Origin of the sequence: Halorubrum sp. DM2, from assembly GCF_901686465.1 — an archaeon.
Taxonomy (GTDB): Archaea; Halobacteriota; Halobacteria; order Halobacteriales; family Haloferacaceae; genus Halorubrum.
Genome location: NZ_LR594487.1, coordinates 2330089 through 2351946, shown reverse-complemented (window position 1 = coordinate 2351946; position 21858 = coordinate 2330089). Strand labels below are relative to the sequence as shown.

19 protein-coding genes are annotated in these 21858 nt (G+C 64.7%); 10 read left to right on the top strand and 9 right to left on the bottom strand.

Annotated elements, in window-relative coordinates; genetic code table 11:
* Positions 1–39: 39 nt before the first annotated feature.
* On the bottom strand, positions 40–1206 hold the full coding sequence (locus QOL69_RS11845) for a DUF1616 domain-containing protein (RefSeq protein ID WP_283403329.1): 1167 nt from the start codon (positions 1204–1206) through the stop codon (positions 40–42).
* A gap of 128 nt (positions 1207–1334) precedes the next feature.
* Between QOL69_RS11845 and QOL69_RS11840 the strand changes: the two genes are divergently transcribed.
* From QOL69_RS11840 to QOL69_RS11830, 3 genes are read left to right on the top strand one after another with little or no spacing between them, the layout of a single operon-like run.
* Positions 1335–1610 (top strand): DUF8044 family membrane protein, encoded by a 276-nt coding sequence (locus QOL69_RS11840; RefSeq protein ID WP_283403328.1) that lies wholly within the window; start codon positions 1335–1337, stop codon positions 1608–1610.
* Positions 1611–2825 carry a DUF4350 domain-containing protein gene (locus QOL69_RS11835; RefSeq protein WP_283403327.1) on the top strand — a complete coding sequence of 405 codons (1215 nt, stop codon included), beginning with the start codon at positions 1611–1613 and terminating at the stop codon, positions 2823–2825. It begins immediately after the preceding gene.
* Positions 2818–3900, top strand: a complete 1083-nt coding sequence (locus QOL69_RS11830; protein WP_283403326.1) for an AAA family ATPase — start codon at positions 2818–2820, stop codon at positions 3898–3900. The genes QOL69_RS11835 and QOL69_RS11830 overlap by 8 nt, the downstream gene beginning before the upstream one ends.
* 120 nt (positions 3901–4020) lie before the next feature.
* Here QOL69_RS11830 and QOL69_RS11825 read toward each other — a convergent pair whose 3' ends face one another.
* Genes QOL69_RS11825 through QOL69_RS11815 form a run of 3 tightly spaced genes read right to left on the bottom strand, consistent with a single transcriptional unit; the run spans position 4021 to position 6937 of the window.
* Positions 4021–4980: a DUF7982 domain-containing protein gene (locus QOL69_RS11825; protein WP_283403325.1), complete on the bottom strand. Its 960-nt coding sequence runs from the start codon at positions 4978–4980 to the stop codon at positions 4021–4023.
* Between the two features lie 32 nt (positions 4981–5012).
* Positions 5013–5510 carry a DUF8163 family membrane protein gene (locus tag QOL69_RS11820; RefSeq protein WP_283403324.1) on the bottom strand — a complete coding sequence of 166 codons (498 nt, stop codon included), beginning with the start codon at positions 5508–5510 and terminating at the stop codon, positions 5013–5015.
* Complete coding sequence (locus tag QOL69_RS11815; RefSeq protein ID WP_283403323.1) at positions 5510–6937, bottom strand: DUF58 domain-containing protein; 1428 nt, start codon at positions 6935–6937, stop codon at positions 5510–5512. The genes QOL69_RS11820 and QOL69_RS11815 overlap by 1 nt, the downstream gene beginning before the upstream one ends.
* A 148-nt stretch (positions 6938–7085) precedes the next feature.
* Here QOL69_RS11815 and QOL69_RS11810 point away from each other — a divergent pair, with 148 nt between their 5' ends.
* The 3 genes from QOL69_RS11810 (at position 7086) to QOL69_RS11800 (ending at position 11955) form a co-directional block, all read left to right on the top strand.
* On the top strand, positions 7086–9230 hold the full coding sequence (locus QOL69_RS11810) for a peptidase associated/transthyretin-like domain-containing protein (protein WP_283403322.1): 2145 nt from the start codon (positions 7086–7088) through the stop codon (positions 9228–9230).
* A 468-nt stretch (positions 9231–9698) separates the two neighbouring features.
* Complete coding sequence (locus tag QOL69_RS11805; RefSeq protein ID WP_048077047.1) at positions 9699–10622, top strand: NAD-dependent epimerase/dehydratase family protein; 924 nt, start codon at positions 9699–9701, stop codon at positions 10620–10622.
* A gap of 241 nt (positions 10623–10863) precedes the next feature.
* Positions 10864–11955, top strand: coding sequence for a glycosyltransferase (locus tag QOL69_RS11800; protein WP_283404240.1), 1092 nt, complete (start codon positions 10864–10866; stop codon positions 11953–11955).
* 53 nt (positions 11956–12008) lie between these two features.
* On the opposite strand, the gene QOL69_RS11795 is transcribed toward QOL69_RS11800, so the two are convergent.
* Positions 12009–13799: a hybrid sensor histidine kinase/response regulator gene (locus tag QOL69_RS11795; RefSeq protein WP_283403321.1), complete on the bottom strand. Its 1791-nt coding sequence runs from the start codon at positions 13797–13799 to the stop codon at positions 12009–12011.
* Positions 13800–13932: 133 nt separating this feature from the next.
* Between QOL69_RS11795 and QOL69_RS11790 the strand changes: the two genes are divergently transcribed.
* The gene (locus tag QOL69_RS11790) at positions 13933–14505 is read left to right on the top strand and encodes a metal-dependent hydrolase (protein ID WP_283403320.1); all 573 of its coding nucleotides are present in this window, start codon (positions 13933–13935) and stop codon (positions 14503–14505) included.
* Positions 14506–14599: 94 nt separating this feature from the next.
* Here the strand turns inward: QOL69_RS11790 and QOL69_RS11785 are convergent, their stop codons facing one another.
* Both QOL69_RS11785 and QOL69_RS11780 read right to left on the bottom strand, forming a co-directional pair.
* Positions 14600–14752 carry a hypothetical protein gene (locus QOL69_RS11785; RefSeq protein ID WP_154018074.1) on the bottom strand — a complete coding sequence of 51 codons (153 nt, stop codon included), beginning with the start codon at positions 14750–14752 and terminating at the stop codon, positions 14600–14602.
* Positions 14753–14978: 226 nt separating this feature from the next.
* Entirely contained in the window at positions 14979–15275 is a 297-nt protein-coding gene (locus tag QOL69_RS11780) for a MarR family transcriptional regulator (RefSeq protein WP_283403319.1), read from the bottom strand.
* 206 nt (positions 15276–15481) lie between these two features.
* On the opposite strand from QOL69_RS11780, the gene QOL69_RS11775 reads away from it, so the two are divergent.
* The gene (locus QOL69_RS11775; protein WP_283403318.1) at positions 15482–16897 is read left to right on the top strand and encodes a DUF8073 domain-containing protein; all 1416 of its coding nucleotides are present in this window, start codon (positions 15482–15484) and stop codon (positions 16895–16897) included.
* A gap of 882 nt (positions 16898–17779) precedes the next feature.
* Here the strand turns inward: QOL69_RS11775 and QOL69_RS11770 are convergent.
* Together QOL69_RS11770 and QOL69_RS11765 are read right to left on the bottom strand one after the other, a co-directional pair.
* Positions 17780–17956, bottom strand: a complete 177-nt coding sequence (locus tag QOL69_RS11770; protein WP_283403317.1) for a hypothetical protein — start codon at positions 17954–17956, stop codon at positions 17780–17782.
* 449 nt (positions 17957–18405) lie between these two features.
* On the bottom strand, positions 18406–19545 hold the full coding sequence (locus QOL69_RS11765) for a glycosyltransferase family 4 protein (protein WP_283403316.1): 1140 nt from the start codon (positions 19543–19545) through the stop codon (positions 18406–18408).
* Positions 19546–19661: 116 nt separating this feature from the next.
* On the opposite strand from QOL69_RS11765, the gene QOL69_RS11760 reads away from it, so the two are divergent.
* On the top strand, positions 19662–20612 hold the full coding sequence (locus QOL69_RS11760; RefSeq protein ID WP_283403315.1) for a glycosyltransferase family 2 protein: 951 nt from the start codon (positions 19662–19664) through the stop codon (positions 20610–20612).
* A gap of 87 nt (positions 20613–20699) precedes the next feature.
* On the top strand, positions 20700–21845 hold the full coding sequence (locus QOL69_RS11755; RefSeq protein ID WP_283403314.1) for a glycosyltransferase family 4 protein: 1146 nt from the start codon (positions 20700–20702) through the stop codon (positions 21843–21845).
* Positions 21846–21858: the final 13 nt, after the last annotated feature.

Sequence of the window (21858 nt, the reverse complement as noted above, 5' to 3'; positions counted from 1 at the left end):
TCTCAGTGGGTCGGTGCGTGCGGTTCGTCGGCAACGGACTCACTCGACGTCGACCCAGAGGTGAAGCTCGCGGTACGCGTTGTCGCCGGTCGGCTCGGCCGGTGGCTCCCCCCGATAGAGGAGGTACTGGACGCGGAGGTCCTCGCCGGTCCGCGTCGGGCGGAGCGCGTGCCGCTCGTGGTGGGTCTCGTTGTGCGCGACGGTCGCCGAGAACCGGTCGAGTTCGGTCCGGTCGAGCACCGTCGTCGAGTTGTTCGCCGTCTCGGCGTCCTGAAGCTGGACGACGACGGTGTAGCTCGTTGCCTCGTACTCGTTGTTCCCGATGCCGACGGTCAGTTCGGCGGCCTCCCCCCGCTCCATCGTCTCCGGATAGCCGTCTGCGACGAGCTCGCCGTCCGAGTTCTCGGTGAGGAGATAAAACTCCGTAAACTGCTCGCCCTGCGGCGGGACCGCGACCGCGTAGCCGACGCTACCGACCGCGAGGAGCACGGAGACGGCGAGGAGGGCGTTGAGCGCCGCGTCCGTCCGGTCGTCGGGCTCGAACAGCTCCCGCCGGCCGGCGGCGAGCCACTCGCGGTACGGGACCGCGAACCGCTCGGCCTCGGGGAGGTCCCACCGACGCCGCGCGGCGACGGCGACGCAGCCGAGCGTGAAGCCGGCGACCGCGGTCGCGACGGGAACGAGCCGAATTCCCCACGGGGTGAAGTTCAACACGAGCCCGATCAGCGGGACGACCGCGATTGAGAGCCCGAACGACAGCGCAACGCGTTCGATCCCGTCGATCCCCGACCGGTCGGACGACCTGAGGCCGGCCGTCGCACTCGTCGAGTCGGCCTCCGACGCGCGTTCGGCCGCCGCGGTGCCGGGTACGGGACTGGGCTCGTCACCGGCCTCCACGGTCGATCCCGCCGCGTCAGACGCGTCCGCGGTCGACGCCTCCGCGTCCAACGCGTTCTCGGAAGTCGACGACTCCCCGTCGGACGCCCCCGTCCCGGCCTCGGGGAAGAGCGCGGCGATGAAGGCGTAGCCGGGGAGGAACAACACGAACGCGAGCCCGAAGGCCGCGCGGAGCGGGGTCTCGTTGACGACGGGGACGAACACCGTCGCGAGCGTTGCCAGCGTGAACACGACCGTCGCGGCGAGGTCGGCCGGGAGCCGGCGGACCGGCCCGGGGAGCAGCAGCCACGCGTCGCGTCGGTCGACCATACATCACGCAAACGACACGGCGGACAAAAGCGACTCGGTCACCGCGGCGATCGAGTCCGGTCACCGCCGGGAGGAAACGGGGTATCGTACCACAGGATTGATATCTTCTCGCGCGAAGTCGGGACACAATGGCACTCGGGAGGCGGCAGCGGTTCGTGTACGGGGTCGTCGCCTGGATGCTCGCGGCGATCCTCCTGCTGGCCGCGCTGGGATCGCTGTCGCTGGAGCTGTTCTTCGTGGTGTCGCTCATCGGCCTGCTCGTCGTCGTCGAGCTGACTGCGCCGTTCAACGTGACGCCGCGCTGGCGGCGTCGGCTGCTCCCGGTGATCGCGGTCGGGCTCGCCGGGTTCGGCTACATCGTCGTGCGCCGGATCCTCGAGATTCTCCCGGAGGGGCTCGTGTAGATGGACACACCACCGATCCCGCGGCTGGTCCTGTACGCGCTGGCGCTCGTCCTCGCCGTCGCGCTGGTCGTCGCCGCGAGCACGACCACGGCCGCCTTCGGCGCGTACAACGTCGAGTGGGACGGGACGAGCGACTTCCGCGAACTCGCCGATCAGGAGTCAGAGAGCCGTGTCGCGCTCGGGACGGGTGCGTACGAGACGGCCGACCCGAACGGAACCGTCGCGGTCGCGCTCGCACCCGCGAGGGAGTACGGCGAAAACGACTCGCGGCGCGTCCGCGAGTTCGTCGCGGCCGGCGGCACGCTGGTCGTCGCGGACGACGTCGGCCCGCACGGCAACCGGCTCCTCGGCGACGTCGGCGCGACCGCGCGGTTCGACGGGGCGCAGCTGCGCGACGAGCGCAGCTACTACCGAGCGCCGTCGCTGCCGATCGCGACGAACGTCACCGAGACGCGGTACACCGCGGGCGTCGACCAGTTGACGCTAAACGGGGCGACCGCGGTGGCGATCGGGACCGCGACGACCGGAAACGGGACCGGGCCCGCGAACGGAACGACGAGGAACGCGACCGGACCCGCGAACGCGACGAGAACCGGAAACGCGACCGGACCCGCGAACGCGACAGCGATCGTCACCACGTCGCCGTTCGGCTACCTCGACCGCAACGCGACCGGGAACCTGTCGGCCGACGACGAACTGGGGGCGTACCCGGTCGTCACCGTCGAGTCGGTCGGCGACGGGCGGGTGATCGCCGCCGGCGACCCGAGCCTCTTCATCAACGCCATGCTCGACCAGCCGGACAACGAGGCGTTCGCGAGCGGGCTCGTGACCGCCGGCGACCGCGTCCTGCTCGACTACTCGCACGCGGGCGACCAGCCGCCGGTGGCCGTCGCCCTCTTGGCGTTCCGGTCGTCGTCGCTCCTCCAGGTGCTGGTCGGTCTGCTCGGCGTCGGCGTCGTGTGGGGATACGGACACCGTGGCGGCGGCCTCGGCCGCGCGGTCGGCCAGCGGCTCGACGCCCTGCTGTCGCGACGCTTTCAGGCACGGCTTCCGCCGTGGCTCCTCGGCTCGGGAGAGCGGGGAGGGCCCGCGGTCGACGAGGCGGCCGTCCTCGACGCGCTCCGGAATCGCTACCCAGAGTGGGACGAGACGCGACTTCGCAACGCGATGACAGACGTTTTGTCCGAGCGGGACGCAGGGAGAGAAGATGAGTAGCCCCGAGGCGGTGTACGACGCGATCCGGGAGGCGACGAGCGACGTCGTCGTCGGCAACGACGACGTACTCGAGGGACTCACGATCGCGCTGCTCACGGACGGCCACGTGCTCTTGGAAGGGGTCCCCGGCGTCGCGAAGACGACGATCGCGAACGCGTTCGCCCGGGCGCTCGGCCTCTCGTACGGTCGGATCCAGATGACCCCGGACATGGTCCCCGCCGACGTCTCGGGGACAAACGTCTACCAGCAGGCGACGGGGGAGTTCCAGCTCCGCAAGGGGCCGGTGTTCTCGAACGTGGTGGTCGCCGACGAGATCAACCGCGCCACGCCGAAGACCCAGAGCGCGCTCTTGGAGGCGATGGAGGAGTCGACGGTCACCATCGAGGGGGAGACGCTCCGGCTGCCGCAGCCGTTCATGGTCGTCGCCACGCAGAACCCGATCGAGATGGAGGGGGTCTTCGAGCTACCCGAGGCCCAGCGGGACCGCTTCCAGCTCAAGTACACCGTCGAGGTGCCCGGTCGCGCCGACGAGCGGGAGGTGCTGGATCGGTTCGACGACGCGCCGGGCCTCGACGCCGACGCGGTCCCGCAGGTGATCGAGCCGGAGGACGTGCGGACCGCAAGCGAGGCCGTCACCGACGTGTTCGTCGCGGATCCCGTCAAGGAGTACATCCTCGACATCGTCGCCGCGACCCGCGAGTCGCCCGCGCTGCGGTACGGCGGCTCGCCGCGCGCGACGCTCGCGTTCCTCGCCGGCGCGAAGGCGCGGGCGGCGATCCGCGGCCGGTCGTACGTCATCCCCGACGACGTCAAGGCGCTCGCGCCGCCGGTGCTCGTCCACCGCGTGATCCGGACGACCGACGCGGAACTGGCCGAGCGCTCGGTGGCCGCGATCGTCGAGGAGGTCGTCGAAAGCGTCGCGCCGCCGGGCGCTGACGCGTCGTTCGCCGAGACGGAGACAGCGAACGACGGAACGGAACCGATCAAGGAGAGCGACGAGGGGAAACAGGACCCGAAGCCGTTGACCGACGGTGCGGAAGTGGAAACGGACGAAGCGGAATCCGAGACGGACTGAACAGACACCAGACATCCGGGCGAAGCGTCGGGGATGTCTCCGCAAATGACATGATCGAGGAGCAACGCGATTCGGTTTCCCCACCGATCACGCCGAGTCGGATCCGGGTGCGAACCTGAACTACGACGCCGTCGACTCCGTCCGCCGCTGCGTTTCTTCCTGCTCCGCCGTCGCCGTCGAACGCTCGTCCGCCGCGTCCGCGTGTGGCTCGTACCGACAGGTGACCGTCAACGGGTCGTCGTCGGTCACGTCGACCCGGACGGGCGCATCGACGGTGCGGACCAGCGCCACGGCGAGTACGGACGGGATCGGGTGATCGAAACCGGTGGGGTCGCCGAGGCCGGCCCCCTCGATCTCGAACGTGACGCGGTTCGTCTCAAGGTCGACGTCGTGAGCGACGCTGTCGGCGAGTTCGAAGAGCTCGACGAGCGCGTCGGCCGCCACCGCGGCGGTCGTCTCGGGCGTCGCGTCGACCGACCGGTCGTGAGCCGCGTCCAGATCCTCGAACAGCGGTTCCCCGGTGGGGTGAAACGCCACGCCGCCCCGCTCGTCCGCCTCCGGAACGACGAACAGGTCCGTCAGGTCGGTCGGATCGGGAAGAGGCTCGTCCGCGCGTCGCGGGACGAACAGCCGGACGCCGTCCGATCGGTCGGACCCGTCGGTAGGCACGTAGGCCGGGTCCCCGCGGAGTCCGAGCTCGTCGATCGCGGCGTCTCGGTCGGCGCGCAGCGCCTGAACCACGCGAGCGCCGACCCGGGCCGAGACGAACCGCTCGGGGGTGAGGACGTACGTGAGCACGCCGGCGAAGACGCCGGTCCCGCCGAGCGCGAACAGCACCGTCCGGGCGTCGGGTAACGCGAGCCCGCCGACGAGGCCGACGAGTCCGACGGCGAACAGCCCGAGGGCGGTCCGGCGGTAGGCCGCCTGTCGCGCTCGGGCGTACTCCTCGCGGAGCTGCCGGTTCTCCGCTTCGAGCGCGGCGAGGCGGACCTGTCGGTCGGGGAACTCTCTCGGGTCCGGCGCGTCCGACTCCCCGGAGTCGGATTCTTCTGCCGTCGCCGCGCCTCCAGGAACGTCCATACTGTCTGCTCTGGATTTCGGGGGTCGCGGGTTTACTCTTTTGGCTCCGCACCGACCAGTCCGAGCCTGACCAGCGTCAGCCGGCGGGCGAGGTAGGTCCCGAGCGCGACCGCCAGACAGAGGAGCCCGGCCGCCGCGAAGTGACTCTCTCGCAGACCGACCGCGACGACGCCCAGCAGAACGGCGTACGCGGCGAGCGTCCCGACGACCGCGTTCGGAAGCGATCGGTCTCGCGCGGGCTGGGTGAGGACGACGAGGAGCGCGAGCTGCGCAACGCCGACGGCGATCCGGTCCTCGACCGTCACCGCCACCGACAGCGCGAGCTGGCCGACGACGAATGCGAGCGAAGCCGGGAGCAGGAGCGCCACACAGAGCAGGACGCCGGCGAGGACGGCGTCGCGGACCGTCCCGGTCGCCAGCACCGCGCCGAAAACGACGAGGAGTCCGGCGACGCCGAGCGGATCGCGGGCGACGCGAGATCCGACCGATCCCGTCAGATCTCCCGGCGCGTCGCTCGGCGAGGACGCCATCAGCGGACCGCCGCCGGTCGTTCCCGACGGTGTGCGAGGACCGCGTCGACGCGCGTTTCGGGAGCGACTTCGAGCGCGGTGACGCGGGGGTGTGCGTCCAGGTCGCGACGCAGTTGTTCGAACGCGAGGTACCGGTCGTACGCGCCGTCGAGGTCGGTCACGTCGGTCGACTCGAACAGACAGCGCGGCGTCAAAAAGACCATCGCCCGCCCGCCGCCGGCGATCGCCGTCTTGACCGCCTCTCGGAGCGCGGCGGGCTCGTCGTCGCTCGTGGCGATCACGACCAGTCCGCCCGTCTCGATCCGGTTGCGGATCCGCCGGACGCTCCCGACGAGCGGGTCAGCGCGGGCGCGCCTGACGTACCGGGTCGGATCGCCGACGTACGCGCCGAGCACGCGGGCGAAGGCGCTGTCGTCACCCTCGATCCGGTCGGCGATCGCTCGGACACGGGACGCAGATTGCGCGCCGTACGCCGCCTCGTCGGCCGTCGGAACGAGGTCGTACAGCGCCGCCTCTGTCTGCGCGTGCGGCTCCGTGGTCGTGTTCGAGCGAACGGACTCGGTGACCCCCTCGCGGCCGACCGCGTCGAAGTCGATCGGATCGTTCCGGTCCGCAGCGGTTCGGACGATGCCGACCGCGACCTCGCGAGCGTAGTCCAGCATCGTCTCGCCGGGCGGTCCGACCGCCATCCGGCCGCGGTGGTCCACGACGAGCGCGGTGCGACGGTCCGTCTCTCCCTGCGTCTCACGGACGTAGACGTCGGCCAGCCGGGCGGTCGCCTTCCAGTCGATCCGCCGAACGCTGTCGCCGGGGACGTACTGTCTGATCTCCTGTGTCGTCACCCCCGGGCCGGGCCGTTCGGACTGGTGTTCCCCGTACGCGTTGCGGATTGCTTCCCCGCCTTGGCCGACGTGGACATCGAGCGGCTGCGGTCGCACCGTTACGGTCGGCGTCGGCCCGCGATCGACCGTCGTGCGATACAGCCCCGTCGGATCGCGCATGTGTATCCTCGGCACGGGAAACGCGAACCGACCGGCGACGGGAAACGACACGTCGAACGCGGCCTCGCCCGCCACCTCATCCGGATCGAGTGCGACCGTTTGCTCCCCGGCGCTGCGTTCGACTCCCACCGGAGCGTCGGCGCGAACCGACAGCGGAACCGTCGCCGTTTCGGGCGGGCGACGAGCCGCGAGGGCGACGGACACGGGGGCGTCGACGAACGCGTCCGCGGCGGAGATGGTGTACTCGACCGTGATTCGGTCGCCGAGGCGGGCAAAGGCGCGGCTCGACGCGGCGGCGACGCCGACGAGCCACGCGCCGACCCCCGCCGCCGCGACCAGAAAGATCGGCCGCTCGGCGACGACGCCGAGCGCGGCGAGCACGAGTCCGGCCCCGACGGACGCCCACCAGCGGCTCGTGACCTCCATTGGCTGTGACTCAGGGCGTGATCTCTTGAAAGTTGGCTTCCGGACGGCGACGAGACGCCGCCGATCGCCGCGTCGGGTTCGACGTGCCGGCGAGTCGTCCGATCCGGGGTCTCGTACGCTTTATATCGGTCGGGGTCGGAATGCGAATGTGTCGGCACGCTATCAGGGGCTCGCAGTGTTCGCCGCGGCGATCGTCATCGTCGTCGCCGTCGTCGGGGGAGTCGGTGCCGCTCCCACGCCCGGTCCGGGGGCGGACTCCGGCAACGAGACGGCCGACAACGGGACGCTCGCCCCGCACCAGGACCCCGATGAGGTCCGGGAAGACGGCGATCCGGGACGCGTCGCGGACTACCTCTCGGCGCGGCTCGGCGCGCGGTTGAACGAGAGTGCGGTCGCGATCAGCGACAGGGAGTTCGAGCAGGCGCAAGCGCTCCTCGACGAGGGGTACGACGAGGACCTCGCGAAGTACGCGACCGTCGCCAGCGACATCGACGAGGAAGAGCTCGCGACGCAGTTCAACCTGACCCGCGAGGAGCAGGCGTCGCTGGCGGAATCGCTCCGGGAGTCGGAGGAGCTCGCCACGGAGTACCAGCGCGCGGCCGGGAACGACGACGAGCGCGCTCGGGAACTGGCGCGGGAGCTGGTAGCGCAAGCCGAGGAGATCAATCAGACGACAGCCGGACTCGAAGACCGATACGGCGTCCTCGAAAACGGGACCGGCGTCGAACTCGACGGAGCACAGACCGCGATCGAGGAGGTTCGTCAAATGACCGGCGAGGCGGTGGCGGCGATCCAAGCCCGAGAGTTCACCGAGACGCGCCTCGTCGCCGAGACGAACCGGACCCGGATCGCGGCCGACGAACCGGCGAGGATCTCGGGCCGACTGACGACGGCGAACGGAACGCCCATCGAAAACGGCACCGTGCGCGTGCGACTCGGCAATGACACCGTGACGACCGAGACCGGACCAAACGGGACGTACACCGCGACGTACCGACCGATCTTGGCACCGTTGAACGCGTCGGCGGTCACCGTTGGGTACGCTCCCGAGCCGAGCGACCCGTACCTGCCTGCGACCGACACGGTCGCCGTCTCGATCACCGAACAGGCGGAAACGTCGATCGAACTGGAGAACGCGAGCGCGACGGCCGGGTTCGACGACACCGTTCGCGCGACCGGGGCCGTCGATGTCGCCGGCGTCGATCCGGGCGCAACCGGCGGGATCCCGGTGACGCTCAGTCTCGACGGGCGGCGACTTGCGACCGGTGAGACCGGTCCGAACGGACGCGTCGACCTCCAGGGGACGGTTTCGGCAACCATCCCGACGGGGGAAAACGAGTTCCGGGTGGCGATCGACCGGCGAAACGCGGCGATCGCTCGATCCACGGCCGTGACAACGCTTTCTGTCCGAGAGACGGCGACGGCGCTCTCGGTCGACGCGTCGATCGACGCGGCTGACGGTGGGAGTGAGGAAGGAAGTGACGGCCCCGACGACGGAGAGGCGGACACCCTGACCGTGTCCGGGCGTCTGACCACCGACGGCGGGGACGACCCCGGGCGCGGACTCGCGGGCCGGAGCGTCGCGCTCGCGGTCGACGGGACCGACATCGGTTCCGTCGAGACGGACACGGACGGGACGTACCGGACCACGGTCGCGGTGCCGGAGACGGTCACCGGCGGCGATCAGGTGTCGCTCACCGCGAGCTTCGACGGGACCGGAACGAACCTCGCCGAGAGCGTCGCGGAGGGCCAAGTCACCGTGCCGGCGACCGGCAGCGAGACGGATTGGCCGGAGATCGACCCCCTCGTCGTCGCCGGATTCGGAGCAGCACTCGTCGCGCTGGGGGCCGTCGTTCTTCTCCGGCGACGGACGGGAGATGCGCTCGAAGGCGCGAGACCGGGCACGGACGCGACGAGAGCCGGCACGGCGACCGCAGGCGACGAGACGAAAACGCAGACCGCCGCGACTGACCCCGTCACATCGCTGGTCGAGCGCGCACGAGCCGAACTGGCCGCCGGCCGGCCGGACGAGGCCGCCCGGATCGCCTACGCGGCGGTCCGGGCTCGACTCAGTCGGTCGACGGACGACACCGCGGCGACCCACTGGGAGTTCTACCGGCGGCGGCGCGACGACGACGGAGTGGATTCGGACGGGCTCAAGGCGGTCACGGAGGCGTACGAGCAGGCGGCGTTCGCCCCGCACAGCGTTCCTTCGGAGACGGCCGACAGCGCCGTCGACGCGAGCGACGACGTCGCCGATACTCGGTCGTCAGTGAGCCGAAGCGACGACTGAACGAGGCCGTCTCGCGGGCAGCCTCCGCGCTCTTTCGGTTCTACGGAGAGCCCGACCGAGACGACCGCTCCCGGCGGCGGCGACACTTCGCACAGCGCGCGGCCGCGGAGAGCCCGCGCACGATCGGTCGGCCGCAGTCACACCGCGGTCGAGATGACGATCCACCCATGCGTCACCGTCGCTACCGCGCGTATATAAACATCGTCTGGTGAAACATATTAATTCCTAAACCATTGTCCGGCGAACGGGTTCATGCCGGGGGCGGGTCCGTGGTCGTCGGGCCGCGCCGTGGTCGTCGGCCGCGCGCAGAAGCCCAGTGCCATCCGGACGGTCGTGGATCAAAGAGCGGTCGAGATTGTGGATCGTTCCCACTTCACTGGAGTTCCGGTGATCGATCGGGTACCTCACCCGGACCAGACCGACAGCGATTCCAGTACGGTTATATTGATGACAGTACGGGGAGTAGACATGCAGGACGCTCGAATTCTGGTGACCGGCGGCGCGGGCTTCATCGGGTCGAACCTCGCGAACCACCTCGCCGACGCCGGCAACGACGTGTTGGCGCTGGACAACGGCTACCTCGGCACCGAGGGGAACCTCGACGAGGCGGTCGAGTACGTCGACGCGGACGTCCTCGACGAGGATCTCCCGACGGACGTCGACGTCGTGTTCCACCTCGCCGCGCTGTCGAGCCGGCAGATGCTCGAAGAGAACCCGCGAGAGGGCGCGCGCGTGAACATCGAAGGGTTCGTGAACGTCGTCGAGCAGGCGTACGCGGACGGCTGTGACACGGTCGTGTACGCCTCGACCTCGTCGGCGTACGGCAGTCGAACCGAGCCGAGCCCCGAGGACATGGACTTGGAGGCCGCGACGGGATACGACGCGTCGATGCTCGGGCGGGAGCGCTACGCCGAGTACTACAACAACTTCTACGACGACCTGACGTGTGCGGGGATGCGCTTCTTCTCGGTGTATCAGGGCTACGCCGGCAACGAGGCGCACAAAGGCGAGTACGCCAACACCGTCTCGCAGTTCGCCGACAAGATCGCGAACGGCGAGTCGCCCGTCCTCTGGGGCGACGGGAGCCAGACGCGCGATTTCACGCACGTCGACGACATCGTCCGCGGGCTGATCGCGACGGCCGACCACGGACTGACCGGCGTGTACAACCTCGGCACCGGCGATCCGTACTCGTTCAACGAGATGATCGACCTGATCAACGACGCGCTGGGGACGGACGTCGAACCCGAGTACGAGCCGATTCCCTTGGAGAACTACGTCCACGACACGTGCGCGGACATCTCGAGGATCCGCGAGGCCACCGGGTGGGAACCGGAGATCGACTTCGAGGACGGCGTCGCACGGGTGTGTGAGCCGTATCTAGACGCGTAGCGATCGAACGCGTCGAAGGTCTCACGACAGCGAGTGGATGTCTGTAAGATTATTCACTCAGAAAGAAAATTTCATATAGTTGTACTGATGTACGACACGTATACGATCTTTGTAGCTCATGGCGTCCACTACTACCGCTCCATCGGAGTCGGAGTCAGAACTTGCCCGTGACGACCCGCTTAGCGCCGACGAACTCCTCGTCGACCGAGAGTCGGCGACGACACCGGAGCTGTCGGTCGTCATGCCGACGCTGAACGAGGAAGAAGGAATCGAGACGTGTCTCAACTGGATCAAGAGTGCCGTCGAGGAGCTCCAGCTCCCGACGGAGATCATCATCAGTGACAGCTCGACGGACCGCACGCCGGAGATCGCCCGAGAGATGGGCGCGATCGTCGTCGAACCCGACGGGAAAGGGTACGGCTACGCCTATCGGTACGCCTTCGAGCGGACGCGTGGCCAGTACATCGTCATGGGCGACGCCGACACCACGTACGACTTCACGCAGATCCCGCGGCTGCTCGACCATCTCGAGAAGACGGGCGCTGACATGGTGATGGGGAGCCGTCTCGACGGAGAGATCAAAGACGGGTCGATGCCTACGCTCCACCAGTACGTCGGAAACCCACTCCTGACCCAGTTCCTGAACGCGTTCTACGAGGCCGGCGTGAGCGACGCCCACAGCGGCTTCCGGATCTTCACCCGCGAGGCGTACGAGCGGATGGAGTTAGAGACCGACGGCATGGAGTTCGCCTCGGAGATGATCATGGACGCCGGCGCGAAGGACCTCCGGATCGCCGAGGTACCGATCGTGTATCACGAGCGGGAGGGCGAGGAGACGCTCGACAGCTTCCGTGACGGCTGGCGACACGTCCGGTTCATGCTCGTGAACGCGCCCGGCTACCTGTTCTCCGTGCCCGGGGTGTTGCTGGCGCTGTTCGGCGCGGCCGTGATGGCGGTCGCGCACACGGGCGTCGCGCTCGGCGAGGTGACGCTCGGCGTGAACTCGATGATCGCCGGGAGTCTCTTCACGATCCTCGGGATTCAGGTCGGGACCCTCGGCGTGTTCGCGACCGTCGCCAGCGACCCGATCCAGAAACCCGGCGACGCGGTGACCTCGTGGGTGTCGACGTACGGAACGCTCGAACGCGGCGCGACGGCCGGCCTGATCGTGTTCGCCGCCGGGGGCAGCTACGCGACCTGGCTGATCGTCGACTGGGCGCTGAACGGCTTCGCCGCCGTCCCGTTCACGACGAGCGGGCTCGTGGCGTTCACCGCGATCGTGGTCGGCGTCCAGCTCGTGTTCTCGTCGTTCTTCTTCAGCGCCGTGAACTAGGGCAGCCCGCTCGGAGCGGGCTCCGAAGACGGAAGAGTCCGTCTCCGTGACGATCAGTCGGCCGACGGATCGGAATCGACGTTGGTGAGTTCGAACCGTGCGCCGCCCGCGGTCCCGTCGGTCACGCGGATCGTCCAGCCGTGCGCCTGGACGACTCGGTTCACGATCGACAGTCCGAAGCCGGTTCCCGCCGCGGCGGTCGAGTATCCGGCCGTGAACACGTCGCCCCGGTCGTCCGCGGGGATCCCCGGTCCGTCGTCCGCGACGTAGAAGCCGTCGGGCAGGTCCCCGACGGTGACGGTGACGCCCGTTCCGGCGTGTTCAACGCTGTTCCGGAAGCAGTTCTCGAACAGCTGCCGGAGTCGACTCGGGTCAGCGCGGAGCGTCAGGTCGGTCTCGTTCACGAGCGCGGCATCGGCGGTCTCGACGGTCCCCCAACAGTCGTCGACGAGCGGCGCGAGGTCGAGCACCTCCGTCTCGGTGACCTGGTCGCCGAGCCGCGCGAGCCGCAGGAGGTCGTCGATCAGTTCCTCCATCCGGTCGAGCGCGTTCATCGTGTCGTCGAGGTACGCGCTGTCACGCTCGTCGGACGCCAGCTCCACGTTCCCCGCCGCGACCTGAAGCGGGTTCCGGAGGTCGTGTGAGACGATACTGGTGAACTCCTCAAGCCGGCGTTTCTCCCGTTCGAGCTCCCGCTCGCGTCGCTTCTGGTCGTCGACATCGAGGTGGATCCCCACCGCCCGGACCGGCTCGCCGTCGTCGCGCTCGACGATCGTTCCGATATCGCGGATCCACTTCCAGTCGCCGTCCGCGGTGCGCATCCGGTGTTCCGTGTCGTAGTACTCGGTCTCGCCGTCGACGTGCTCCGCCAACGCCGCCTCGACGGCGGCGAGGTCGTCCGGGTGGACGCGATTCTCCCACGTTTCGAGCCGCGGCTCAAGCGCTGACAGCGAGTAGCCGAGCATCTCGGCCCACTTGTCGTTGAACCGCACGGCGTCGGTCCGCATGTCCCAGTCCCAGACGCCGAGGTTGGCTCCCTCGATGGCGAGTTCGAGGCGAGTCGTCGTGCGTTCGAGCCGCGACGCCTGATCCTCGCGGTCGGTGACGTCCCGAACGGTACAGACGAGTTCGCCGCCGTCGGTCAGCGAGACGGCCCGATCCGCGGTGAACGTGCTGCCGTCCGCCCGGCGACCGACCGTCTGACCGTGCCAGCTCCCGGCTTCCCGTACGGTCGATCGGATCTCGGTGCGGAGGTCGGGGCTCACCTCGTCGGGAAAGACACGCTCCCAGTGGTCGCCGATCAGGTCCTCGGCGTCGTAGCCGTACAGCGCGGCGTACGCCTCGTTCACGAAGGCGAATCGCTCGTCGTCCAAGATGGCGATCCCCTCCTGTGCGGTTTGGATCGCGTCGATGTGGCGTCGTCGTTCGCGCTGAGCGACGACGCTGTCGACGGCGTTGTGGATCCGGTTCGCGAGCACGGCGTACTGGCTCGAATCGCCTCCCTTCTGGAGATAGTCCGTGACGCCGGCCGCGATCGCGTCGCTGGCGACGGCCTCGGACCCGCTTCCCGTGAACAGGATCACGGGGAGGTCGGGATACTCGTCGCGGATGGCTTCGAGGAACGCGACCCCGTCTCGGCCCGGCAGCTCGTAGTCGGAGACCACACAGTCGATAGCGGTGGCAGCGAGACGATCGAGCCCCGTGTCCGCATCCGTCGCCGTCTCGACCGTCAGGCGTCCGCTCTCGGCTTCGAGCAGGGCCGCCGCCGTCTCGACGAGCTCCGGGTCGTCGTCCACGTAGAGCACGTGAATCGTCTCCGAACGCGTGATCGCAGACGCCGCCATTCGTCACCAACACATCAACCAGACAATATAAATGTTACAGATAAGCGGTGGTCGCCGGGTGAGTACGCGGCAGCCGGTGATCCGCCCGCTTGCGATCGTCAACGGTTAGCCGCGTCCGAGCGACGGAGACGATATGGATCCGGTGACACACGGCGCGGTCGCGTATCTGCTGTACGTCGCGTACGCGGCGGCAACCACCCGCCGGCTGCCGGTCCGCTGGGCGCTCGTGCCGCTGGCGGTCGGCAGCCAGTTCCCGGACCTGATCGACAAACCGCTCGCCTACTGGGGCGTGTTAGTCTACGGTCGCTCGCTCGCGCATTCGGTGTTCGTGCTGTTCGGCGTGTGCGGCGGTCTCTGGTGGGTCATGCGGTCCGAGTCGACCCCGGTCGGCGATCGGATTCCCGACCGGCTGCGTGAAGTCGCGCCGGCCGCGTTCGCGGTCGGGTACGTCGCGCACCTGCTCGGCGACGCCTGGGGTGGACTGCTCGCCGGCGACCTCGCGTCGATGCGGTTCCTCGCGTACCCGTTGGTCAGCGTCCCCCGAAGCCCGAGCGACGACATCGCCCCGTGGGTTCGCGTCCTCGAGATCTACCGCGACCCGGCCGCGGCGGTCCAGATCGAGATCGTCGCGGCCGCGCTCGTCACGTTCGTCGGGCTGCGGCTGTGGGCGGCTCGACGCGGCCAGTGGCCGAGACGCGAACCGTGAGCCGATGGAACGTAGTAGTTGACGAGCGCGAGAGAAATCGACGAAGAGCGAACAGCCCAGACGACTCGCCGAGACTGCGAGCGACAGGTCGAAACTACCCGTCGAGCTCGCGGGCGAACACGCGCTCGTCGCACGTGTCGCATTCAAGCGCGGTCTGCCACCCCTCGTAGGCGTGGTCGCTTGGCGGCACGCTGACGACATCGATGTCCGTGTCGCCACACTCGGGGCACTCGGCGGGGAGGGGCATACGCCGCCCTGTCACGTCATCACATATTAATGGTCCGTATTAGGAATCCAAGTGGTTTCAGTTTGATACTATGTGTGTCGCCGGTCCGGTCGTTGGACCCGGGACGCAGGCACGCGTCGTCACCGAATTCAGTGGCAGTAAGTACTAACATGTCGGACCAATAGCGTGGTGCTGGTGGTTAATTCACAGCGGTACAAGCCCGGAAGCCCACGACTTCAGTCGTAGGTCACTGACGGTTGATCTGGATCTGCTGGGTCCGCCCGTCCGGTGCGGTCTCTACGAGATCAAGCTCGGAAAGCAGTTTGACCGCCTTTGAGATCGTTCCCTTATTCGCCCCGGTGAGGCTTACGAGTTCCCTCATCGTATATTTCGCATACGGCCGGTCGATGAGAACAGCAAGAACGTCCTGTATCGCTTGGTATCGGAATACCCGCTCCTCCGGAAACGGGTCCCACAACTCTATCGAGACCGACACTTTCCGATTAGGAAACAATAGCAAAACTCTGCTAGTGAACTGGTCCAAGTACAGTGGGCAACGATCGACGCGATAGGGGTAGAGTGCTGGCGGTTCGACGTGGAATATCTCGAGGAGTGGAGGAGGTAGAGCGGCGGTTGTAGGAGAGTAGGAACGTACCTCTCGACAGCGAGGGAGACCGCTCGCGGATCCTATATCCATGAACAATCGTGTGAGACAGAGTTATATCATGGGAGTTGTTGACAAGCCATCATATGACCGAAAGTGCTCGCGGTGAACTTGAGCGGGTGACCACGCTCGTCAGTGGCCTCGAGGCTGCTGGCCACGCTGTTACAGATCTTGACGTGTCGGTGGCACCGGCGACCGAGAGCACAGTCACCGTCGAGATTGCGCTCGGTGGCACGGCAGCACTCGATGAGACGGCACTCCGCATCGACGACGCACGGCTCGTCGGAGACACCTTAGAGCTCACCGCTGCGGTTGGGGATGCTACCACGGACGCGTCCGAGACCGATCGCGACGCGGAGACCGAACCCACGGAGAGTGTTACGGCCGGCCGGCCCACCGACGACAACGCAGACGCCAGCGACGACCCCGCTCCGTCACGCGACAGCACTGACGCACCATCGCCCGATCACGCGGCCGCCGTCGACACGCCAGCGACGGAGACGGACGGTGCCGGAGCCCAGGCCAGCGATCGAGCCACCGCCGAGGACGCCCCGTCACCATCCGGATCGGGGCCTGATACCGCCCCGCCGGCCAGCGGCGAGGCCGAGCGCGGGACCGAGACTGCGTCGGGAGCACCGAACGAGCCGACACCGGGCGAGACAGCCGATTCCGTCGGCGAGGCGACCGGGACAGACGCGACCGCTGTGAGTGACGGTGGTGACGCCGAGGTCACGGCCGACGGTCCCGTCCATCGTGACCCCGATCAGCTCGCAGCGGTGTACGACCCGGACGCGACGTTCACGGAGATGACCGAGGCGCTCGGCGCTGACGTGACCCCGCAGACGGTCCGGAACTACATGATCGAGTACGGGCTCCACGAACCGTCACCACGCGGGATCGCCGACTCCACGCACGATGACGGCGACGACACAGCAGCGAGCGGCATCGCTACTGCGGCCCGCGCGAGGGATGCCGACACCGAGTCCGATCCGGAATCCGAGGCGGCGGGCGCTTCGACGGCCGACAGCGCCGACACGCCGGCCGGGGCGGCGTCGGCAGCCACCGCCACAGAGGACGCGTCTCCCGACGAGCAGGAAGGGACGGCCACCGAGGCGACAGCTGCCAACAGCTCGGCGGCTGACGCGTCACCGGATCACAGCCGCGCGGAGCCTGCCGCATCGGTCGGCAACGAGTCGGCCGAGCCGCTCACGGTCGCGGCCGTTCGCGACCGGACAGGGCCGCTCAACCTTCCGGCCGACGTCGAACCCGACCAGCTCGTCGCTGCCGTCGCCGGCTCGCGAACGGTGTACGAAGTGCGGAAACACCTCGGGCTCGACGACCGGGAGACGCGGACGCTGCTGAAACGCTGTGGGCTGATCGACCTCGTCACGGGACGTATCACCGGGGGGAGCACCGCACCCGACGAACAGGACGTGATTCGTCGCCTCATCGACGCGTCCGACGGCACCGACTCAGCAGAGCCCTCGACGACGACGAGCTAGTCGCACATACGCATCTCACACGTCAGTTGGCGAGTGGTCACTGGAGACCGGAGCCGTGCGGGATAGTATCATAATTACATGTAATTAGCTTTATTTGGCTGGCGACATCGTGTCATCCCAATGATCGATACCGCTGTGTACATTCTCCAGTCCACGTTTGCTGGGGGGACCGGGGTGATCTCCACAATCGATCTGCGTCCCGCACTCACAGACCCACCCGAGCATATGAAGGTAAACACACCGGGTGTGGTCGACACGCGTCTGGGGGCTGGGCGCATCAGAGCGGTCTCCAACTCACCGCACTCGACTCGACGGGGACCCAGCAATGAGCGATAGAGTCCAGTTTCCACCTGGCGACACCGTCACCCGTGCCGATCTCGTCTTAGGTGGGCTTCCACTGGCGTTTGCCACCACGTACGGCGTTGGTGTTGTCGTGCTTAATACGCAGCTGCTGGCAATCGGGATCGCATCGGTTGTGTGTCTCTTGATGATGGTTGATGCGCTTGTCTTTCACCCCCCGTCTCGTTGACGTTCCGTCGGCTCTGTACGGCGAAGCGCCCCAGTCGTATCGCTGGGCGCGTTCGACGGGATCGTTGCTGGTCGGTCCTCAAGGAGGATCTTGAACACGGCGTTTTTCGAGAGCCGTCCTCGGTTCACGCCATTCGGATATCGATGACTCGCTGTCTCCACCTCCGGTCGCCGGCCGGATCGACCGACTGAACGAGAGAGAACCGTCCGAGTTCATCGCGGATCCGCAGAGCTGAGATCAGCCATCTCTGTCGCTTTATCAGCCGTTCGGCACGATAGCGGAGTCCGTGTCAGGTCCGGACAAATAGCTGTTGTCAGTAACAATGGAAGATCGCTTGCCCACAGACTCGGCGTCTACTCATCGAGTTCCCGGACGAACATGCGGTCGTCGCACGTGTCGCACTCGATCGCCGTCTGCCATCCCTGAGAGTCGTTTTTGTTCGGTGGGATCGAAACGACATCGACCGGGTTCTCGCACTCGGGACACACTGAGGGGATCGCCATGCGAGAGCCGACTATCTCTATCTTCATTGTAACCGTCCGAATTACGCGGGTAGGCACTCATTACTTCGAGCTGTTCGTCTACTCCGAAAACTACCAGAGCGTCTCTCACCTGACGAACGACCGCCAGCACCGTTCTCACGTCGCCCCCCCAGAGGTTCTCCCGGGGATCGCCGGTGGTCATGGTGGTGGGTACGTGGCGACGTATACAACTCGCTTTGCTGGAGAACACGATAGGTGGGGAGAGTCCTCAGCAGGTGTCGTGAACGCGATGGAACGCAACACGGGCATCAGGGCGGACAGCACTCCCTGTTTGAACCCCGGATCTCGGGACGACCATCGACGTCTTCGGGAGAACGAGCGGCTGAGTGCTGTGAGGGACCGCAGTACTGCGTAGCGAATTATCCGGACATGGTGGGGTCTCGGGCTGCGGACGGGGCGTGTGTGGCTTCCAGTGAAGGTCGGCGAACAGCTCCCGTTCACCACTCGCCGTTGACGGCGCGCCGGTACGCCCGTTCGGCTTGGTCGGCGACGGCGTCCCAATCGTATCGCTGGGCGCGTTCGACAGGATTCGTGGCGGGTCGGTCGCCACGGAGTGTGCCGTGGAGTGTGTCCGTCACGGCGTCGACAGTCGGGTCGACGAGAAAGCCCGCGTCGCCGATGACTTCGTCTGCGGCCGAATCCGGGTGGTCGGCGGCGATCACCGTACAGTCGGCGGCCATCGCCTCCGCGAAGGTGAGGCCGAACCCCTCGCGGGTGCTCGGCGAGCAGAACATGTCGGCGGCGCGCATGTGGCCGAGGACGTCTTCGTAGTCGTCGAGGAAGCCGAGGAACTCGACGCGGTCGGCGTGGATCAGCTCGTTTGCTTGCGCTTCCAGTGCGTCGCGTTCCGGCCCGTCGCCGACGATCCCGAGGGTGGCGTCGGTGTCGACGGCCACTCGGTCAAATGCTTCTAAGAGGAGGTCGACGTTCTTGTGTTCGATCAGTCGGCCGGCGAAGAGTACGTCGTAGCCCTGTTCGGGGAGTGGGGCGTTATGGATCTGCTTGACATCGATCCCGTTCGGGACGATCTCGATTCGACCGCGATCGGGGCCGATGGCGGCGAGGCGGTCCGCGGTGACCCCGGAGATCGCGGTGGGATGCTGGGGCGTCCGGGCGGTGACGTGTTCGGTGACTTTCCCGAACGGGGCGAGCCGCCCGAGATACTCCTCCCAGTAGTCGCCCCACACCTCGTGCCAAGTCGTGACGAGCGGCGTGTCCGTGCCGAGGCTTGCGAGTTTGGTGCTGAGGACAGGGAAATAGGGAAAGACGCTCGCGACGACCACGTCGTGTTCGTCGTTGCTGAGGCGGCGACGGAGGGGCGGCAGCGCGCGCGCCGCGAAGTCGAGCGCCTCCGTGATCGAGCGGCGGTCGTCTGCGTACAGGTCCGCCTCGGGCGCGACCGCGCGGAGGGTGATTCCCTCGTGGGTGATCTCTTCAGGACCGTCCCAGAAATGCCGGCCGTACACGGTGACCTCGTGGCCGCGCTCGGCGAGGCGGGTGCCGATCTCGTGGATGCGCTTTTCGGCACCGCCGGTAATAAACGGGTACACAACGTTGGTCACGAAGGCCACGCGCATTTGCTCATGACTTAACGGGTAAGAATAATACCGTTTCGGATGATATGACCAGTAAGGCAACATTCCGGGTCTGTTAGAGTACTTCAGAAAGAGGATCCACCACTAATATCATAAATATGGAAAAAGAAAATCAGAGCAGAAATCAAGAAAACATACAGGTGAGTATTATTATTCCAGTGTACAATCAGCCAGACTTACTCGCTGACGCGTTAGATAGTATATACAGACAGACAATAGACAATTATGAAGTCATTGTTATTGATGATAATTCGGATGTAGATTATGGACCCATAATTGACTCATACGATAGTCGGGTAACTCTGGTTGTACATGATGAAAATAAGGGGGCAGCAGAAGCGCGAAATACGGGTATTGACGCTGCAAAGTCAGATTTCCTCGCTTTCCTAGATGCTGATGATCTATGGCGACCAACAAAGCTAGCAAAACAACTTTCGGTTTTTCAGAGAGGGAGTGAAAAACTTGGACTAGTCTATACGGGCTATGTCCAACAAAATATAGATGAAACAAATAAGAGAGTACTTCCAGAAGCTTCTGGTGAAATCTATATTAGTCAATTAGAGCGGGATCAACTCCACCCTACCTCAACAGTTATGCTGAAACGGGAGTGCTTAGAACAGGTTGGTGGATTTGATTCGTCCCTTCCGAGTAGGCAGGACTATGACCTTTGGATCCGCATAACAGAAAGATTTGAAGTAGACTACGTTGATGAAATTCTAGTTGAAAAAAGAGAACAAGAGGATAGCATATCTAAAAACTTTGAAAGTCGGATTAAAGGGGATTTGGGTGTATATAGGAAAGTCTTGAAACGGACAAATAATCTGGGCTTTCTAACCCGTAATCGGATTCTTTCACATCATCATTATGTGATTGGGCGAGATTATGGTTTAAAAGGTAATCGGACGAAGTCATTAAATCACTTATTACGTGCTATACTTAGATATCCTATTCACCCACTCCCTTGGGCCTTGTTCACGATCAATATAATTGGCCTTGACAGAGAGGGGCGCCTATTTTCATTTATAAGGGATATATACATGAAATTATGACCAAGTGATTTGGCTTCGTTAATCTTGGATACGTCAGTTGGATAGATGGAGAAAGATTTATCAAAACATCCGTAATACAACACTACAGTGAACTTTCTATTTTACTCAACTGATTATAAACCAAACACCGGTGGAATATCAGAACATACTGACCAAATAGCAAGAGAGCTGTATGCCAAGGGGCACACAGTAACCCTGATTGCTCCAAGCATGGTAGGGGATGAAGATATAGATACCAACCGTCCTTTTACGATATACCGAATGCCCAACTATCCACTCATCCTTCACTTATCGCTTCTCTTGTTTCCTCTCTGGCTGTCCCGAAAACAAAAAATAGATTACATATATTGTCCAACATGGTTCCCTACCGGATTATATTCAATTATGATATCCAAAATTACTGTGGCAGAAAGTATAATTGCAGTTCATGGTCGAGAAGTAGTTTATTCAGATGAAAATCTTCGAAAAAAGTTGATCCAGCGTTTGAATTCAGTTCAATCATTAATACTTCGATCAGCCTCAATAGTAGTTACGGTGAGCTCGTATACGAAGAACAAGTTAGTAGAAATTGGAGTTCCAGCAGAGAAAATACATATCATTTATAATGGAGTCAAGCCATCTGACTTCGAAACGGATGAGATTCACCCAGTTATTGAGAGAGAAGGTCTTAGTTCAGACAATATCTTGCTAACAGTCTCCCGACTGGAATCGAGAAAAGGGCATGACACCGTAATTAGGGCATTGCCAAATATATTAAAAGATCAACCGGACACGACATATTTAATCGCTGGAACCGGTAGTGAAAAAGAGAGCCTAAGGGAACTAGCAAAAGAGATCGGTGTATATGATCATATTTTCTTCTTAGGATACGTCCCTCAAGAAGACCTCCCCAAATTATATAACTCATCTGATGTTTTTGTGATGCCAGCTCGGCGCGATGGGGACAGTGTCGAAGGCTTTGGAATCGTCTTCTTAGAAGCAAATGCAGCAGAAAAGCCAGTCATTGGAGGAAGACATGGTGGTATCACAGACGCGATTCAAAATGGCGAATCAGGTCTCTTAGTCGAGCCAGAAGATGAAGACGAGTTGGCAGGGAATGTAGTTGAGCTATTATCCAACAAAAGAAAAGCTATATCAATGGGTAAAGCAGGATTAGAGAGGTGTAAGAATAAGTTTACTTGGGGTCATGTAGCTGATAGACTAGTTGGTGCCATCCATGAGACTAATCAATAGCTTCGTAGAGAGT

Excerpts from the sequence above, each read along its gene's own strand:
- QOL69_RS11845 (WP_283403329.1), bottom strand. The coding sequence starts at position 1,206 with ATGGTCGACCGACGCGACGCGTGGCTGCTGCTCCCCGGGCCGGTCCGC.
- QOL69_RS11840 (WP_283403328.1), top strand. The coding sequence starts at position 1,335 with ATGGCACTCGGGAGGCGGCAGCGGTTCGTGTACGGGGTCGTCGCCTGG.
- QOL69_RS11835 (WP_283403327.1), top strand. The coding sequence starts at position 1,611 with ATGGACACACCACCGATCCCGCGGCTGGTCCTGTACGCGCTGGCGCTC.
- QOL69_RS11830 (WP_283403326.1), top strand. The coding sequence starts at position 2,818 with ATGAGTAGCCCCGAGGCGGTGTACGACGCGATCCGGGAGGCGACGAGC.
- QOL69_RS11825 (WP_283403325.1), bottom strand. The coding sequence starts at position 4,980 with ATGGACGTTCCTGGAGGCGCGGCGACGGCAGAAGAATCCGACTCCGGG.
- QOL69_RS11820 (WP_283403324.1), bottom strand. The coding sequence starts at position 5,510 with ATGGCGTCCTCGCCGAGCGACGCGCCGGGAGATCTGACGGGATCGGTC.
- QOL69_RS11815 (WP_283403323.1), bottom strand. The coding sequence starts at position 6,937 with ATGGAGGTCACGAGCCGCTGGTGGGCGTCCGTCGGGGCCGGACTCGTG.
- QOL69_RS11805 (WP_048077047.1), top strand. The coding sequence starts at position 9,699 with ATGCAGGACGCTCGAATTCTGGTGACCGGCGGCGCGGGCTTCATCGGG.
- QOL69_RS11800 (WP_283404240.1), top strand. The coding sequence starts at position 10,864 with ATGCCGACGCTGAACGAGGAAGAAGGAATCGAGACGTGTCTCAACTGG.
- QOL69_RS11795 (WP_283403321.1), bottom strand. The coding sequence starts at position 13,799 with ATGGCGGCGTCTGCGATCACGCGTTCGGAGACGATTCACGTGCTCTAC.
- QOL69_RS11790 (WP_283403320.1), top strand. The coding sequence starts at position 13,933 with ATGGATCCGGTGACACACGGCGCGGTCGCGTATCTGCTGTACGTCGCG.
- QOL69_RS11785 (WP_154018074.1), bottom strand. The coding sequence starts at position 14,752 with ATGCCCCTCCCCGCCGAGTGCCCCGAGTGTGGCGACACGGACATCGAT.
- QOL69_RS11775 (WP_283403318.1), top strand. The coding sequence starts at position 15,482 with ATGACCGAAAGTGCTCGCGGTGAACTTGAGCGGGTGACCACGCTCGTC.
- QOL69_RS11770 (WP_283403317.1), bottom strand. The coding sequence starts at position 17,956 with ATGAAGATAGAGATAGTCGGCTCTCGCATGGCGATCCCCTCAGTGTGT.
- QOL69_RS11765 (WP_283403316.1), bottom strand. The coding sequence starts at position 19,545 with ATGCGCGTGGCCTTCGTGACCAACGTTGTGTACCCGTTTATTACCGGC.
- QOL69_RS11760 (WP_283403315.1), top strand. The coding sequence starts at position 19,662 with ATGGAAAAAGAAAATCAGAGCAGAAATCAAGAAAACATACAGGTGAGT.